General features: G+C 57.6%; 12 protein-coding genes. 8 read left to right on the forward strand and 4 right to left on the reverse strand.

Features of this window, described 5'->3' with window-relative positions; all coding sequences use genetic code 11:
- The first annotated feature begins 27 nt into the window (after positions 1–27).
- Positions 28–1,173, forward strand: a complete 1,146-nt coding sequence (locus IPH10_12530) for a hypothetical protein (protein ID MBK6911734.1) — start codon at positions 28–30, stop codon at positions 1,171–1,173.
- Positions 1,174–1,484: 311 nt separating this feature from the next.
- Here the strand turns inward: IPH10_12530 and IPH10_12535 are convergent, their stop codons facing one another.
- A complete protein-coding gene (locus IPH10_12535; GenBank protein MBK6911735.1) occupies positions 1,485–1,544 on the reverse strand; it encodes a DUF1610 domain-containing protein in 60 nt (19 codons plus the stop codon).
- A gap of 69 nt (positions 1,545–1,613) precedes the next feature.
- Here IPH10_12535 and IPH10_12540 point away from each other — a divergent pair, with 69 nt between their 5' ends.
- A complete protein-coding gene (locus IPH10_12540) occupies positions 1,614–2,762 on the forward strand; it encodes an acyl-CoA dehydrogenase family protein (GenBank protein ID MBK6911736.1) in 1,149 nt (382 codons plus the stop codon).
- Positions 2,763–2,866: 104 nt separating this feature from the next.
- Here the strand turns inward: IPH10_12540 and IPH10_12545 are convergent, their stop codons facing one another.
- The 3 genes from IPH10_12545 to IPH10_12555 form a co-directional block, all read right to left on the reverse strand.
- Positions 2,867–4,129 carry an Nramp family divalent metal transporter gene (locus IPH10_12545; protein MBK6911737.1) on the reverse strand — a complete coding sequence of 421 codons (1,263 nt, stop codon included), beginning with the start codon at positions 4,127–4,129 and terminating at the stop codon, positions 2,867–2,869.
- A gap of 76 nt (positions 4,130–4,205) precedes the next feature.
- A complete protein-coding gene (locus tag IPH10_12550) occupies positions 4,206–5,492 on the reverse strand; it encodes a DEAD/DEAH box helicase (GenBank protein ID MBK6911738.1) in 1,287 nt (428 codons plus the stop codon).
- Positions 5,489–6,769 (reverse strand): magnesium transporter, encoded by a 1,281-nt coding sequence (locus IPH10_12555; GenBank protein ID MBK6911739.1) that lies wholly within the window; start codon positions 6,767–6,769, stop codon positions 5,489–5,491. The genes IPH10_12550 and IPH10_12555 overlap by 4 nt, the downstream gene beginning before the upstream one ends.
- Positions 6,770–6,961: 192 nt before the next feature.
- Here IPH10_12555 and IPH10_12560 point away from each other — a divergent pair, with 192 nt between their 5' ends.
- From IPH10_12560 to IPH10_12585, 6 genes are all read left to right on the forward strand, one after another.
- Complete coding sequence (locus IPH10_12560; GenBank protein ID MBK6911740.1) at positions 6,962–8,233, forward strand: DUF1015 domain-containing protein; 1,272 nt, start codon at positions 6,962–6,964, stop codon at positions 8,231–8,233.
- Between the two features lie 82 nt (positions 8,234–8,315).
- Positions 8,316–9,032, forward strand: coding sequence for a class I SAM-dependent methyltransferase (locus IPH10_12565; protein MBK6911741.1), 717 nt, complete (start codon positions 8,316–8,318; stop codon positions 9,030–9,032).
- 68 nt (positions 9,033–9,100) lie between these two features.
- Positions 9,101–11,398 carry a T9SS type A sorting domain-containing protein gene (locus tag IPH10_12570; GenBank protein MBK6911742.1) on the forward strand — a complete coding sequence of 766 codons (2,298 nt, stop codon included), beginning with the start codon at positions 9,101–9,103 and terminating at the stop codon, positions 11,396–11,398.
- Between the two features lie 246 nt (positions 11,399–11,644).
- Positions 11,645–12,736, forward strand: coding sequence for a hypothetical protein (locus IPH10_12575; GenBank protein ID MBK6911743.1), 1,092 nt, complete (start codon positions 11,645–11,647; stop codon positions 12,734–12,736).
- Between the two features lie 19 nt (positions 12,737–12,755).
- The gene (locus tag IPH10_12580) at positions 12,756–14,198 is read left to right on the forward strand and encodes a hypothetical protein (GenBank protein ID MBK6911744.1); all 1,443 of its coding nucleotides are present in this window, start codon (positions 12,756–12,758) and stop codon (positions 14,196–14,198) included.
- 29 nt (positions 14,199–14,227) lie between these two features.
- The gene (locus IPH10_12585) at positions 14,228–15,310 is read left to right on the forward strand and encodes a hypothetical protein (protein MBK6911745.1); all 1,083 of its coding nucleotides are present in this window, start codon (positions 14,228–14,230) and stop codon (positions 15,308–15,310) included.
- The last annotated feature ends 13 nt before the right edge of the window (positions 15,311–15,323 follow it).

Here is a 15,323-nt window from a genome sequence, read left to right on the forward strand (position 1 = left end):
GAGCACACCACAAAGCCGTAATCACGCATGATTGAATCTCCGTCTCCTTTCGCCAAACCGCATCCCGGCTTACGCGTTAAAGAATATCAAGCGGTCGTCCCGCGCCCCACGCCTGATCAGATCGGGCGCTTCCCGCAGGACGCCACTGAACTGCTCGATCGCATCTGGACGCGGCACAACGAGCTGATTCCCTATGGGCAATACGGGCTCGATTGGATTCGCGGACGACATTTCATTATTGCCGGCGGCACCGGACCCGGTCTCGGCGGCGCGCTTGAAAGCGCGATTCGCCGCTTCGCGTCCGTGGATGGCAGCGTCACCGTCGTGTCGCGCGATTTGTCGCGCTCAGTCGGGTTTGAAATGGGTAAGCAGATGGTGCAGCGCGCGCAAAATATGGGCTTCGGCTCGCGTTACCATCTGTCCAATGACGGTATGGCGCTCGATGGTCCGAGCTTCGATTGGATTTTGCAATCGCTCAAAGAATCCGGCGCTAAAGAGGTCATTACATCAATTGCGTCGCCGCCGCCATGGCCGGGATGCTGCCGGATACGCCGCCGATCTATGTGGAAAGACGTGGACGAAGAAGGATTGTTTCAGTACAAACTTCTGCCGCTCACCGATCAGCAGATTGAGAACACGCGCCACATCATGGGCCGCATGGCCGTCGAGTTTCCCGAAAAGCTCGTCGAAGCAGGCATAAAGGTCGCCGTCACCACGTATATTGATTGGCGAGGCAGTCTTGACGTCATCAGCCGCGATCCCGAAAGCGTGTTCTATGGCAGACAGGGACCGTATTCGACAAGCCTCTATCTGCCTAAGGAATTCCTGCAAGCGGACACGATCAAGTCCTACGGCCACGGCCGCATCGTGCTCGATGTGTTCCTGCCTGTGATGCGGACGCGCGCGTTGGGATTTATTCCCGGCGCCATTCCGCAGTCGTTTATCTTCGAGAAGATGATGAAGCTCTCGGGCATTCGCCATCGCGACGTCCCAGAGCTTGCGCTCGGCACACTTGACCAGATCGGACGCGCACTGTCCGGCGGCACGCACAATCCCTTCCCGCGGCTTGACGAACACGAAATTCCGCTCGAAGAGTGGTATTGGCAGATCGTGCAGCGGCTCAACGACGACCCCGCCAGCGAGTTCTACTGGAAAAAGTGGATCGAGATGTAGCCAGCGGAGACGCTGGGCCCCTTCCCGCTGGCGCGAGCGCCTGAAATAGAGATCGAGTTGAGAATGCGAAAAGCCCGGGGTACCTGGCCCGCTTTGGGGGGGAAATAAGATCAGTTGAGAAGGAAAAGCCGGGTAATCACCTCGGGCTTTTTGTTTGCAGAGTCGTGTCTTGTTAGGGTATTGGTGGGCTGGCCATGTAGTTCAGCATGGCCATCGCCGTGAAACCTGCGACATCGGTGAAAAGTTGCGGCCGCAGCGGGAGGGAGGCCGCAGTGCCGATTTATCAGTGCCTCTTGTCAATATAGCCAACTTCAGCATTCCCCGCAATTCGGACACAAGAAGTCAGATTTCAATCCGTGAGTTTTCGCTATTTTCTATCGTAGGGATTTGATACATTGTGTTGACTAACTATCGTACACAATCAAGAGCATATCCGCACTATGGAACTCGACTACTTCCTGACTGAAGATCAATTGGCACTGCGCGATCTCGCGCGGAAGATCGCCGAAGAGAAGGTCCGCCCGGTCGCCGCGCAGTACGACCGCGACGGGACGTTCCCGTGGGACATCGTCAAAATCTTTGCCGAGTCCGGGCTCTTCGGGATCGTCATTCCTGAAGAATTCGGCGGCCTCGGCATGGGCGTGTTTGAATTGGCCATCGTTACCGAAGAGCTCTCCAAAGCCTGCGGCGGTATTACGCTGGCCTTGGCGGCCTCGGCGCTTGGCACGTTCCCGATTCTGCTCTCCGCCAACGAAGAACAACAGAAACGCTACCTACCCGATCTCGCCGAAGGAAAGTACCTCGCGGCCTTCGGTCTCACCGAGCCCAATGCAGGCTCCGACGCGGGTTCGATGCGTACGCGCGCCGTGTGTGACGGCGACGACTACGTTCTCAACGGCTCCAAGATATTCATCACCAACGGCGGTGTGGCGCATCTCTACACCATCATTGCCGTGACCGATCCTTCCAAGGGCTCGCGCGGCACGACGGCCTTCATCGTGCAGGATGATTACCCCGGCTTCAAGGTCGGCAAGCACGAAGACAAGATGGGTATTCGCGCGTCGGCCACGAATGAAATCGTCTTCGATGATTGCCGCGTCCCCGCGGCCAATCGCATCGGTCGTGAAGGTGAAGGCTTCATCGTCGCCATGAAGACGCTCGACAAATCGCGTCCCGGCGTCGCCGCGCAAGCCTTGGGCATCGCGCAGGGTGCGTTTGATCTGGCGTTGGATTATGCCAAGCACCGCTATCAATTTGGTCATCCGATTCTCAATCTGCAAGCGATTCAGTTCATGCTGGCGGACATGGCCACGTCTATCGAGACCGCGCGCGCGCTGCTCTACCAGACGGCGCGGCACATAGATAAGGGCAACAAGGATATCGGCCGCTATTCGGCCATGAGCAAACTCTACGCAGCCGACGTGGCCATGAAGGTCACGACCGATGCCGTGCAAATATTTGGCGGCTACGGATACATGCGCGACTATCCCATCGAAAAGTATATGCGCGACGCCAAAATCACACAGATTTACGAAGGCACCAATCAGATTCAACGCTCGGTCATCGGGCATTCGCTGGTAAAAGGCTGACCCATCGCGGGGGCAGGCCATAGCACCCGCCCTGCGATTCCCACAATAGAAACGCCTGACCAATCGTGGTCAGGCGTTTTCATTTCCTTCGACGGCCGGCGTGGCTATGCGAATAGCAGGCTCCCGAAATAGACCAGCGACAGACCGCTGATGACGACGACCATCAGCCAGCAGATGATATTGTATAGCGGGCCGTTGACGTATTCATCCATCAGCGACTTCTTGTTCACCATGATCAACATGGGAATTAGAATGAACGGCAGCAGGACGCCGTTGACCACCTGCGACAAAAACATGACGCGAATCAGCGGCAGTCCGGGAATCAACACGAAGGCCGCGCCGAGCACAATCAGCGACGTGTAGATTATGTAGAATTGCTTGGCCTCATCGAACTTGTATTTGACTCCCGACTCCCAGCCTAACGCCTCGCAAATCGTGTACGATGTCGAGATCGGCAGGATCGAAGCGCCGAATAGACTTGCATTCAGCAAGCCTAATCCGAACAGAATCGCTGCGAATTCTCCGGCCGCCGGGGCCAGCGCCTGCGCGGCTTGTGCGGCCTCTTCAATCACAATCCCCAATGGATGAATCGTCTGCGCGCAAGTTACGACGATGAACAGCGCGATCACGCTCACGCCGACGCCGCCGACAATCGTGTCTATCCGCGAGTACTTGTAGAGCTTGAGCGGAATCTCCTTCTCGACCACACTCGCCTGCTGATAGAATTGCATCCACGGCGCGATGGTCGTGCCGATCACGCCGATAATCATCAGCAAGTAGGGAAACCCACCGGAAAGATCAGGCGTGATCAGCGCCGCGCCGACCGCCTGCCAATCGGGATGCGCCTGCACTCCGGCAATGATGTAGGCCACATAAAACAGAACTGCTACAAGGAACACGCGCTCAATCGTCGCATAGTTCGCCTTCAACACCAAGCCCCACACAAGCAGCGCGGCGAGCGGCACGGAGATGTACTTCGAAATGCCGAACAGTTCACCGGCCGCGGCGATTCCCGAGAACTCAGCGACGACGTTGCCGAAATTGGTCAGCAGAAGCGCGACCATCAGATAGAAGGTCCAGCGCACGCCGAACGTCTCGCGAATCAGATCGGAGAGTCCTTTGCCCGTCACCACGCCCATGCGATTGGACATCTCCTGAATCATGATCAGCGTGATCGTCATCGGAATGAAGATCCACAGTACATGCAGTCCGAAATGCGCGCCGGCCTGCGAGTAGGTCGTGATGCCGCCTGCGTCGTTATCAACGTTCGCCGTGATCAGCCCCGGTCCCATCACCGAAAGGAACAACAAAAACCTCGTCCAGGCGGGCGAGGTTTGAGTTTTCAATCTGGAGAGCAGGGAGGACATGGGAATGATGAATTATGACCAAGTGAACGCTATTACAGCCGCGACTTTAATTGACCATTCCGACTTGATCAAGAGATCATCGTCCCATTTTTCTCGGGATGCTGGGACGGCGATGCGAAGAGGTGAACGTCTTCTTCTGCGGACCGACGGTGCCGCTGGTCTTCTGCAGACTGTTGGCCTTCTCCGGCGCGGGAACCATGTAGTCAAAATGATTCAGCGCGGCGCGCGTCATGCCGTGACCGAGATGTCGCTCGATTTCACGCAGCAAAATCTCCTCGTCCGGCGCGACCAGCGAAATAGCGTCGCCTAACCGTTCGGCGCGCGCCGTGCGACCCGTGCGGTGCACGTAATCTTCCGGCGTCGCGGGCAGATCGTAATTGATCACATGCGTGATCCCCGTCACGTCAATACCGCGGGCGGCGATATCCGTAGCCACGAGCACATTGTGTTTGCCCTGCTTGAAACCGTCCAGCGCGGCCATGCGCTGCTTCTGCGTGCGGTCGCTGTGCAGACTCGCCACTTCAAATTTCTTCTGCGAGAGCATCTTCTGTATCCGGTCGGCGCGATGCTTTGTGCGCGTGAACACCAGCACCGCCGGTGAACTCACTTCGTAAAGCAATTCCGTCAGCAGATCGGGTTTCAAATGCGCGGGCACCGGGTAGGCGGTGTGCGTCAAGCCGCGCGCCGCGCTGCCACGCGTGCCGATCGTTACCGTCGCCGGATTCACCAGAATCTCTTTAGAGAGCTTCAACACTTCCGCCGGGAACGTCGCCGAGAAGAGCATCGTCTGCCGTTCCTTCGGGACGCGCGCGATGATGCGCCGCACGTCGGGCAGGAAGCCCATGTCGAGCATGCGGTCCGCTTCGTCGAGAACCAGCGTCTGAATCGTGTCCAGATGCAGCGCTCCCTTCGAAACATGGTCCAGCAATCGTCCCGGCGTGGCGACGATAATATCCGGTCCCTTCTTCAAGCCCTCCAACTGCGGGCCGTAGCCCACACCGCCGTAGACCGCCAGAATGCGCAGCTTCGTGTACTTCGCGTATTTCTTTACCGCGTCTTCAATCTGCACCGCCAATTCGCGCGTCGGAGAGAGGATCAGCGCCACAGGACGCTCGTATTTCCCGGTGAGCACGCGCTGCAATATCGGCAGACCGAAGGCCGCCGTCTTACCCGTTCCCGTTTGCGCCGCGCCCATCAGGTCGCGGCCCGCCAGCGCCACCGGGATCGCCTGATCCTGAATCGGCGTCGGGCGCTCATAGCCCATGAATGCTACCGCGCGCAGCAACCGCTCGTCGAGATTGAATTGCTCGAACGCCGTGTGCACCGCGAGAATCTCTTTGTCTTTGTCTTTTTCTTTCGTCACGTATCCTTCTTCCAAGTCTTGTAGAGCGTCGGCATCAACTCGTCCAGCGAGTCCTTGAAGCTAACCACCCCTTTTTGTACGCCCTTGTCATCCACCACCGGGATGAACAAAAAATTATAGGTCAGGAACAGCTCGGCGATCTCGTGCAATCCGGTGTCCGGCGCAACTGAAATCAAGCGGCCCGATAATATGTTCCCCAATTGCAAGGCCGGGTCGGTCGTGAGCAGACTGCGCAATGACACCGCGCCCAACAGCACGCCGTCGTCGTCGTGCACGTAAACGTAGTAGTACGCTTCTATCTCTTCGGCATTGCTGCGCAGGAGAGCGAGCGCGTCTTCCACGGTCTGATCTTCCGACAGTTCAAGATAGTCGGTCGTCATTAACGCACCGGCCGTCTCTTCTTCGTACGTCATGAGTTCGGCCACTTCGGCCCGCTCATCTTCGTACTCAAAATTCTGAATAATCTGCTCGGACGCCGTCTCGTCCAGGTCCGACAACAGGTCCGCCGCGATGGACGGCTCCATCTCTTCGAGAATGTCCGCCGCACGCTCCGGCTCAAGGCTCTCGAAAATCGCCTTCTGCACGTCGTAATCAGTCTCTTCAAGCGCTTCCGCAGCCGTCTCGGGATCCATGGCCGCAACCATCGCCTGCCGCTGCCCGTGATCGAGCTCCTCGAGAATGTCCGCGATCTCGCCGGGGTGCAGCTCTTTCAGACGTTGAGCGCCGATCTTCAGCCGAACCGGACCGGGAGCACCCTGCGAATCACTCACCGGCTGCACGTACTTCCACGAGATCAGCTCGTCTTCGAGCTTCCGGCCAACCAGCTTCCCGGCCCGCCGCAAGGCATGTTCGTAGCCCAACCGCCGCGCCAGCCCCGACAGCCCCACGTCCACATGCACGACCCACTGCCGCTCGCCGATCAAGAGCTGCACGTCGTTCACCCGCACCACCTTAGCCCCCTCAACATCCACAATCTGTCGGTCCCACAGCATGTCCCGCACGGACATGTCATCCGCCCCCAGCTCCAACGGCACAATCTTGTGCTCGTCAACCTTCAGCCGCCGTGTCTGAAGCAGGTCAAAGTACTCCTGCCCCGTGGCCGGGTAAAGCACCAGCCGACCGCCGTTGCGCAGCACCAGCCCCTTGACTTCCGGGAACATCTCGGTCACCTGCGCCACGACATCCCAGACTTTGCCCATACCCGTCCCTAACGTCCGGGAATAGGCCGGTCGGCCAAGCATCGAGGACAGATAGACCAATTCTTCGGGATGGCGCATCGAGGGGTGGGGGGTTCGGAGCGCTTGGGATAGGGCCCGGCCGCGCTTGGGGAGAGGCGGACACGATGCTGGCTTAACCCTGTAAAATACGCAATCTGAGGCACTTAGTCAAACTGCCCAGCTTGCGGATTTTCACGCATTTGCGTATCTTTTCACAGTCCTTTCACTGTTTTTCCCACACGGAGTTTCCGGATGGCCCGCATTCACCCTTTTCGTGGTCTAACCTATTCCCCCGCTTTGGCCGCGAAGCTCGACAAACTCGTCACGCAGCCCTACGACAAAATTGAAAACCCGCTGCAAGAAAAGTACTACGCGCGCGATCCGCACAACGTGATCCGTGTCATCAAGTCCGACGAAACGCTCAAAGACCCCGAGTCGCTCTACCCGCAAGCCGCAGCCACACTCAAACAGTGGATTGCCGAAGGCACTCTCGTCGAAGCGCATAAGCCGGCCTTCTATCTCTACTACCAGACTTTCACATTCAACGGCAAGACCTACGTCCGCAAGGGCTTCATGGCTTCCGTCGCGCTCGAAGAAGAGCACGTCAAGTCGCACGAACACACGTTGGCCGGCCCCAAGGCCGACCGTCTGCGCCTGCTGCGCGCACTCGAAACCAACGACGAGTGCATCTTCATGCTCTACTCCGATCCGCACAGCACCAGCGTCACGGTGATGGACTCAATTGCCAAGTCGCACAAGCCGCTGCTCGAGTGCCGCGACGATTTCGGCGAACTGCATCAGGTGTGGGCCGTGACGGACGGTGATCTGATTGAACAATTGCAGAAACTACTCGAACCGTGCGACCTGTTTATCGCCGACGGCCATCATCGCTACGAAACGGCCTGCAACTTCAAGCGCGAAGCGGGCGCCGCCGGGTGGAAACCGGTCGGTCACCAGGGCTTTGACCATCGCATGATGGCGCTGTTCCCTATGGAAGACCCCGGCCTCGTCATTTTGCCGACGCACCGGTTGATTCGCAATGTTGAGAATTTCACGGCGCAAAAACTCGTCGCCGCACTCGGTGAGAGCTTCAGCATATCGCCCGTCTCGAGCGCCGATGCACTGTTCGCGCAAATGGACAATGTCGGCACCGATCAGGTGTTTGGCATGAAAGCTGTCGGCACGCGCGACAACTTCTATTTCCTGCGGGCCAATGAACCGCTGGGCACCACGCGCACGCTGGGTGTGACCATCCTGCATTCACAAATTCTCGAAAACGAGCTCGGCATCAACGCGCAGGTGCTCACCGCCGGAACGCATGTCGAATATGTGCGCAGCCGTCAGGAAGCCATTGACGCCGTCGGTCACAATGGCATTCAGGCTGCTTTCCTGCTCAACCCGACCAGCGTGGACGACGTCAAAACTGTCGCCGCCGCCGGGCAACGCATGCCGCAAAAGTCCACCGACTTTTATCCCAAATTGCTCGCGGGTTTGGTCATGATGAAGCTCGACATACAAAAGTGATTCACAACGGGGCATCTAAACAGGGTGCCCCGCGTTGTTTCGCGGCGGCACCCGCTCGGGTGCCCCGAATACCAAGTAATCCATGTCCTTCTCCAACGTTTACGAAGATGATCGCCGTGCCGCGGCCTACGACCAGCTCGAATTCCCCGGCACGTACTACCTGGCGTTTAGAGATGTTCCCGCACTGATTGTCCAGCATGTTCACGGCGACATTGCGCTTGATTTCGGTTGTGGTGCAGGACGCTCGACCCGCTTCTTAAAGAAACTCGGCCTGCAAACCGTCGGCGCGGACATTTCAGAAGACATGCTGGCGCGGGCGAGAGTACGCGATCCGCAGGGACTATATATTCAGACCAGTGAAACGCTCGACGCCTTAGGCGACGGGCGTTTTCATTTGATCTTCTCCGCGTTCACGTTCGACAACATTCCAACCGCCGAACAAAAGCTCGTCTATTTCCGGGAGCTCGCCGCGCGATTGCACGACGGCGGACGCTTCATCAATCTTGTCTCCTCCCCGGAAATCTACACGCACGAGTGGGCCTCGTTCACGACCAAACACTTCCCCGAGAACAAGTCCGCCCGCAGCGGGGAGCAGGTGAAGATCATCATGACCGACGTGGAAGACTCGCGGCCCGTCGTGGATGTGATATGGTCTGAAGCTGCATACCGCGATTTGTATGCGCAAGCTGGCTTGCAAGTTCTCGAGCTGCACCGCCCGCTCGGCAAACCCGAAGAGCCGTTCGCCTGGAAAAGCGAAACCACCGTCGCGCCGTGGACGATCTATGTGCTGGGACGGTAATCGGGGACGCCCGGCTTTTTCTGTTTTTCTATCTTGACCTTTTCTTTATCCCCTCGTGGAGGTGGCTTATGAAGCGCGCCTTATTCACTCTGTTCTGCACCCTCTCCGCACTTGCCCAGTGGCCGACCGATCCCGCGCAGAACCTGCTCATCTGCGATCACACCGGTGAACAAGCGCTGCCGAAGATTGCGGCCCTTTCCGATGGTGGTTGCTACATCGCCTGGCAGGATCTGGCCTCCGGGAACTATGACATCTACTTGCAGCGGTTGGACGCCAACGGCGTTCCGCAGTGGGCAGATCCCTGTGGCATACTGATTTCCGATTACCCGCAAGACACTTGGCTGACCGATTGGGATATTGCTACGGATGTGTCGGACAATTGTATTCTCGCGATTAACGACATTCGCAACGGCAGCGACCGCGACATTACGGTTTACAGCATCGGACCGGAGCAGGACTTTCGGTGGGGTGCGGATGGCATCGCGCTGTCGAGTAACGACGGCTTCGAACCCGACCCGCGAATTCTGGCCATGGCCAACGGAGATGTCGTATTTGCGTGGCAGGAAGAAACCTTTATCCACGTGCGTAAGCTCGACGCCGACGGCAACGATGTGTTTGATCCGGAGTTGATCTACTTCACCCAGGCGAATGGTGTTTCGATTCCGCGTCTGGCGGCGCTCGATAGCACCGGATTTGCTCTGTCCTACCTTGCGCAACAGGGTTCGCAATTCACGTCGCCGCGTTACCTCTATGTTCGCGCCTATAACGACGACGGCAGCGCAAGGTGGGTTGAACCCGGCATCGAGATCATGAACCTGAGCGGCATCGGCATCCAGATGCGCCCTGACCTGATCAGCGACGGCGCGGGCGGGGTCTACGTCTATTGGTACGATGCGCGCGGCAATGTGCATCACTGCTACGTCCAGCATATTGAGAATGACGGCGTGGCCCATTGGACCGCTAACGGCGTGAGCGTGGATGCCTCCGCCGCTGAATTGCAGATGTCGCCGTCCGCAGTCAATACCGGTATCGGGGTGGTGATTTTTTATCAGGCCACCAACACCAGTCAATCGCAAGGCGGCTTGCAAGCACAGTACCTGAACACGAGCGGACAGCCGCAATGGAACATGAACGGCGTGGTGATCGCACCGCTCTCCGCCGAGCCGTGCTTCAACGTGAAGGCCTATGTCCAGAACGGAAACTACGCCGTCTTCTATTCGCAGTATGCGCCGGGCAGTCAGATCAGCACACTCCTTCGCGCCAGCCAACTGACCGAGGCCGGGCAGTCGGCATGGACACCGGCGATCACGACAATGTGTTCCGCGGTCAGCGAAAAAGGCCGCCCGTATACCTGCCTGAATTCGTTCAATCAGATTATCGCGGCGTGGCCAGACGCCCGTGACGGCGACATGGACATCTATGCGCAGAACGTTAATTCCAGCGGCTCGCTCGGGCCGTTGCAGGATATTCCACCGCTCGTCCGCATTGATGCGCCAGAAGACGGTGCTATTGTGCATGCCGCGAGTGTTGATCTTGTGTTCGATGTTGACCACTTTAACCTTGGTCCGAACAACCGCGAAGGCTCCGTCCTGATATTTGATAACGGCATAGCGGTTGATACGCTTCAGCAAGACGGCGTGTATTCCATGCCGCTCGTCGAAGGGTTGAATACAATTCGTGTTGAACTGTTCGACCTTGATTTACAACCGCTCGAGCCGCGCGTGGTGGATTCTGTGCATGTGACTTCCTTGCTTCCCTCCATTTCAATCACGTGGCCCTGGCAGCCGCCGGACACTCTGTGGTGGAGCAATGACAACTATCCTTACATCCGGTTTTCGGTCGAGAATTTTGTCGTCGCTGATTCCGGTGGTGATGGTAGACTTCACTTACTGGTGCGGGATGTATGGCGTGGCGGTGATCCTAATGGATCATACCATGTGACATTTGATTCAATTGAAGTTCCTGTATGGTATTTTACGACAAACGAAGTTGTTCTCTCGCTGGTTGGAAACGATGGTTTTTCGTTGCCCACAGATGTTGCCGATACTGTGTATATCCAAGCCTGGCAAGTCTCCGCCGACCCCATCCCCGACCTGCTCCCCACCGACTTCACCATCACCGGCACCTACCCCAATCCCTTCAACGCCAGCACGACCATCGAATACGCACTGCCCACTCCGGCACACGTGACACTTGACGTCATTGACATCACCGGACGCAATGTGCGCACTCTGCTGGACTCTGAACAGCCCGCCGGATTGCACCGCCTGACCTTCGATGCGAATGGCTTGCCCAGCGGCCTCTACTTCGTGCGCCTGACCGCGCCGGGCCGGACCGATGCCCGCAAAATCGTCCTGCTGAAATAGCTTACTCTACAGCACCACGAAATGACATAACGGCGAGCCGATTCACGGCTCGCCGTTTTCGTTGCGAGAGGCGGGTGGAGGGTCAGCGAAATTGGTTTACTCTAAGTTGTTATAATACAATATCAGTCATATTCTACCTGTTTGTTTTATGGGCACTTCCACATTTATTTTGAGCCGTTTTCTTCGTATATTACCGGGTATTTCGATATTCCAGCTAATTCCGTCATTTTCTTGAAAGGACAACGCATGAAATCGCTTGCGACCGGGCTTCTGGCCCTCATGTTAGTACTCGTCGGCTCTACCTCGGCAACCATCCGTTACGTCTCCGCTTCGGGTGCAGGAACGTACACAACCATCAACTCGGCTGTAACCGCGGCTGTCAGTGGCGACACACTTCTAATCGGACCAGGGTCATTCTCCGTGGCTGCCCAGATCAACGAAGCCAACAAACGCTACGTCGTCATCGGCGCAGGCTGGGATCAAACCTTGATCACTATGACCCAGGAATGGTATCTCAACGGCGCAAATCGTTCGTCCTTTGAGGGCTTTTACTGCAATACCAGTACATTCTTCGGCACGTCGTCCGCCGTCGACTCATCCACGTTTCGCCGGTGCCGCTTTAACTCCACGGTAACCGCCACTCCCATCCTGAGCTGGTCGAGCGCCCGTTCGCTGACCGTGGAAGATTGTATCTTCACGGCTTCCTATACTACGAACGGCACCGGCCAAATAACGATCGCCAACTCGAACTTCCCCACGACGATTCGCAACACCGTCTTCGCGAACTCCGGAACGAATACGTTGACAAAGGCACTCTACGGCACCTCGACTTCCGGCACGGTGGAGCTTTACAATTGCGTCTTCCTCGGCTTCTCCGCACCGCTCACCCTCAGCACCGCCGGTGGTCCGGTCGTCGGCATCAATAATATCTTCCACGACTTCCTCGCCTCGCCGTCAGTCGGTACGTACAACGCTTTGAGCGTGTGGGATTACAACGCCGCCACGACGATTACTCCTCCGGGAACGAATGCGCTGCTGCTCGCTGGCGACCCGTTCGTCCTGTATGACGAAGCGCTGAACTATCAGCACGGCACGAGCGACCTGCATCTCGACCCAACCAACGGCGCGAGCTGCATCAACAGCGGGCATCCGTCACTGCTTGACTTCACCGACGGCTCGCAGTCGGATCGCGGCGTCTACGGCGGTCCCAAGCCGCTCGTGGATAACGGCGTGCCCAACTACCCGTGGGCCGTCAATATCCTCTTGAATCCGAACCTCGTGGGTGTCGGCACTCCTGTCAACGCTACCGCCACGGGCCGCGTCGGACCCCAGTACTAAACCCAAGGAGAATCTCAGCATGAAGAAGATTCTTCTGCTCGCGCTGCTGGCGCTCGGCTCGCTTGCGTTCGCGCAAACCGCCGTCGTCACCGAGTGCGAATGGTACACCGGCGCCGATCCCGGCGTTGGTAACGGCAACGACATCGCAATCGGCACACCCGAAGCAACTGAAGCGCTTGGCTTCACCGTTGCCACGGGTTCGTTCAATGCCGGTGATCTCGTGCGCGCCAAAGTGCGCTGCCGGATGGACAGCGTGCGCTCTGGCGCGACCGGCATCTGGGGCGTGACCACCGATGCGTTCGTACTGCTTAGCCCGGCCGCCGGTACCGCGCGCGTTGTGGCTGCGATGAGCTATCAGTGGAACAACGGCGCATTCACCAACATTGACGTCGCCGATGCCGCAAGCACACCGTTCAATCAGATTATCTCAACGGCGGGACTGCCCGATGGTTTGAACAAGCTGCGCATTCGCGCCACCGACGACCTCGGCCGCACGGGTCTCGTCGTGGACGGTTTCGCGGTGATCTCGAACACCGCAGGTTATACGAATCGCCTCGTCACGCAATTCGAGTACCGCTTCGACGGCGGCGCGTTCACTCCGGTTGATGTCGCCGATGGCGGCATTGTGAATCTGAATGCAATTGTGGCCACTGTCGGCTTGACCAACGGCTTGCATCGCCTGCAAGTGCGCACGACGGATGACCTCGGACGCATCGGACAAGTTCACGACGGCTATCTGGTCATCTCGAATACGTCCGCCAACTCCCCGCGCCTCGTGACGACGATGGAATACCGCATTGACGGCGGCAGCTACACCAGCGTTGATTATCCCGACAACGGTCTGATCAATTTCAGCGAAATCATCGCCACCAATGCGCTGAGCATCGGCCTTCACTTGGTGGATCTGCGCTCTGTTGACGATCTCGGTCGTGTGGGACAGCCGCATCGCGCCTATCTGATCGTCTCATCGCCGTTCGTAGGCGGCATGGATCACGATGTCGTGGCCGCTGAAGTCTTCGTCGGCGCGGATCCCGGCGTCGGCAACGGCGTGGACATTCCGCTGCCGCAAGACGGCGCGTTCGATGAAGGCGCCGAAGACTTCCTGCAAGTTTACACCGACTTCCCCGTTGGCTACTACCGGGTTGGCTTCCGGGTCCAAACGGATGACGGACGCTGGTCACAAGCCGAATACGATTCACTATTGGTCGGCCCGATCCTCGTCGTCTCTTCACTCGGGAACGATGTGATTCTCAACTGGCAATTCCCCGACGGCATTGACCAGTACTACGTGCAACGCGCTGCGGCGACCGGTGGACCCTACACGGTCATTGACTCGACGACCGCCCGCACCTATACAGACACCGGAATCATCTCGACACAAAGCACCGGCTACTACACCGTCACCTTTCGTGACGACTCTATCTCGCTCCAACAGCCCGGCGGAACTCCGGTCGGCAAATGACACTTTCTTAACAAGCTAAGGACAAACGCATGAATTCTCTTGCGACCGGGCTGTTCGCCCTCGTGATTCTGTTGGCCACGAACGCCAACGCCACCATCCGTTACCTCTCCGCTCAAGGTGCCGGACAATATACCACCATTGACGCCGCTGGCACTGCGGCTGTGACCGGTGACACGATTCTGGTCGGACCCGGTGCTTACAGTGTGAGCACGGTCAATCAGTCAACCAAACGCCTGACTTGGATTGGAGCAGGTTGGGACCAAACGACCGTCAACATGACAAGCATATGGTACTTCAACACCACTACCGCAAATCGAACCTCGGTTGAAGGATTTAATATCCAAGGCGGAGCTGGATTCCAGGCGGCAAATAATTGTGACTCGAGCACGGTGCGCCGTTGCCTGATTGCAAACCCGCAAGCAAACTTCAATTTTTCCGGAGGTCGTGGGCTTACGATTGAGGACTGCATCTTGTATTACACCGTAGCGGGATGGCAAAATGTTGCTGTTTCAGATGCTAACTATCCCACCGTCATCCGCAATTGTGTCTTTACCAGCCCGACTGGAAGTAACAGCGGCTCCTCGATCACAGGCAACGCTACGTCCGGCACCGTTGAAATTTACAATTGCACTTTCGTCAATACCCGTCAATGGCTTGCTCTGAACACGGCTGGCGGCCCCGTCATCGCGGTCAACAATGTCTTCTGGGATTGGAATTCTTCAAGCGCAGTTGGTACCTACAATGCCGGATCAGTCTTTGACTACAATGCTGGCCCTGCATCACCCGCTCTGCCCGGCACAAACCTCTTAACCATCGCGAGTGATCCGTTCGTCAACTACGATGAATCCGTCAACTACACCGGCTTTAACGCCGACTTGCATCTGCACCCGACCAACGGTGCCGCGCTGATCAACAGCGGACACCCCAGCTTGCTCGACTTCACTGATGGTTCGCAATCTGATCGCGGAGTCTACGGCGGCCCCAAGCCACTCGTGGATAACGGCGTTCCCAACTACCCTTGGGCCATCAACGTGACCGCTTCCCCGAATCTCGTCGGCGTCGGAACCCCCATCAATGCTGGAGCCACCGTCCGCGTCGGACCCGCGTACTAAACAAGAGGAGAAA

The sequence above is a fragment of the bacterium genome, assembly GCA_016702305.1.
Lineage (GTDB): Bacteria > Electryoneota > RPQS01 > RPQS01 > RPQS01 > JABWCQ01.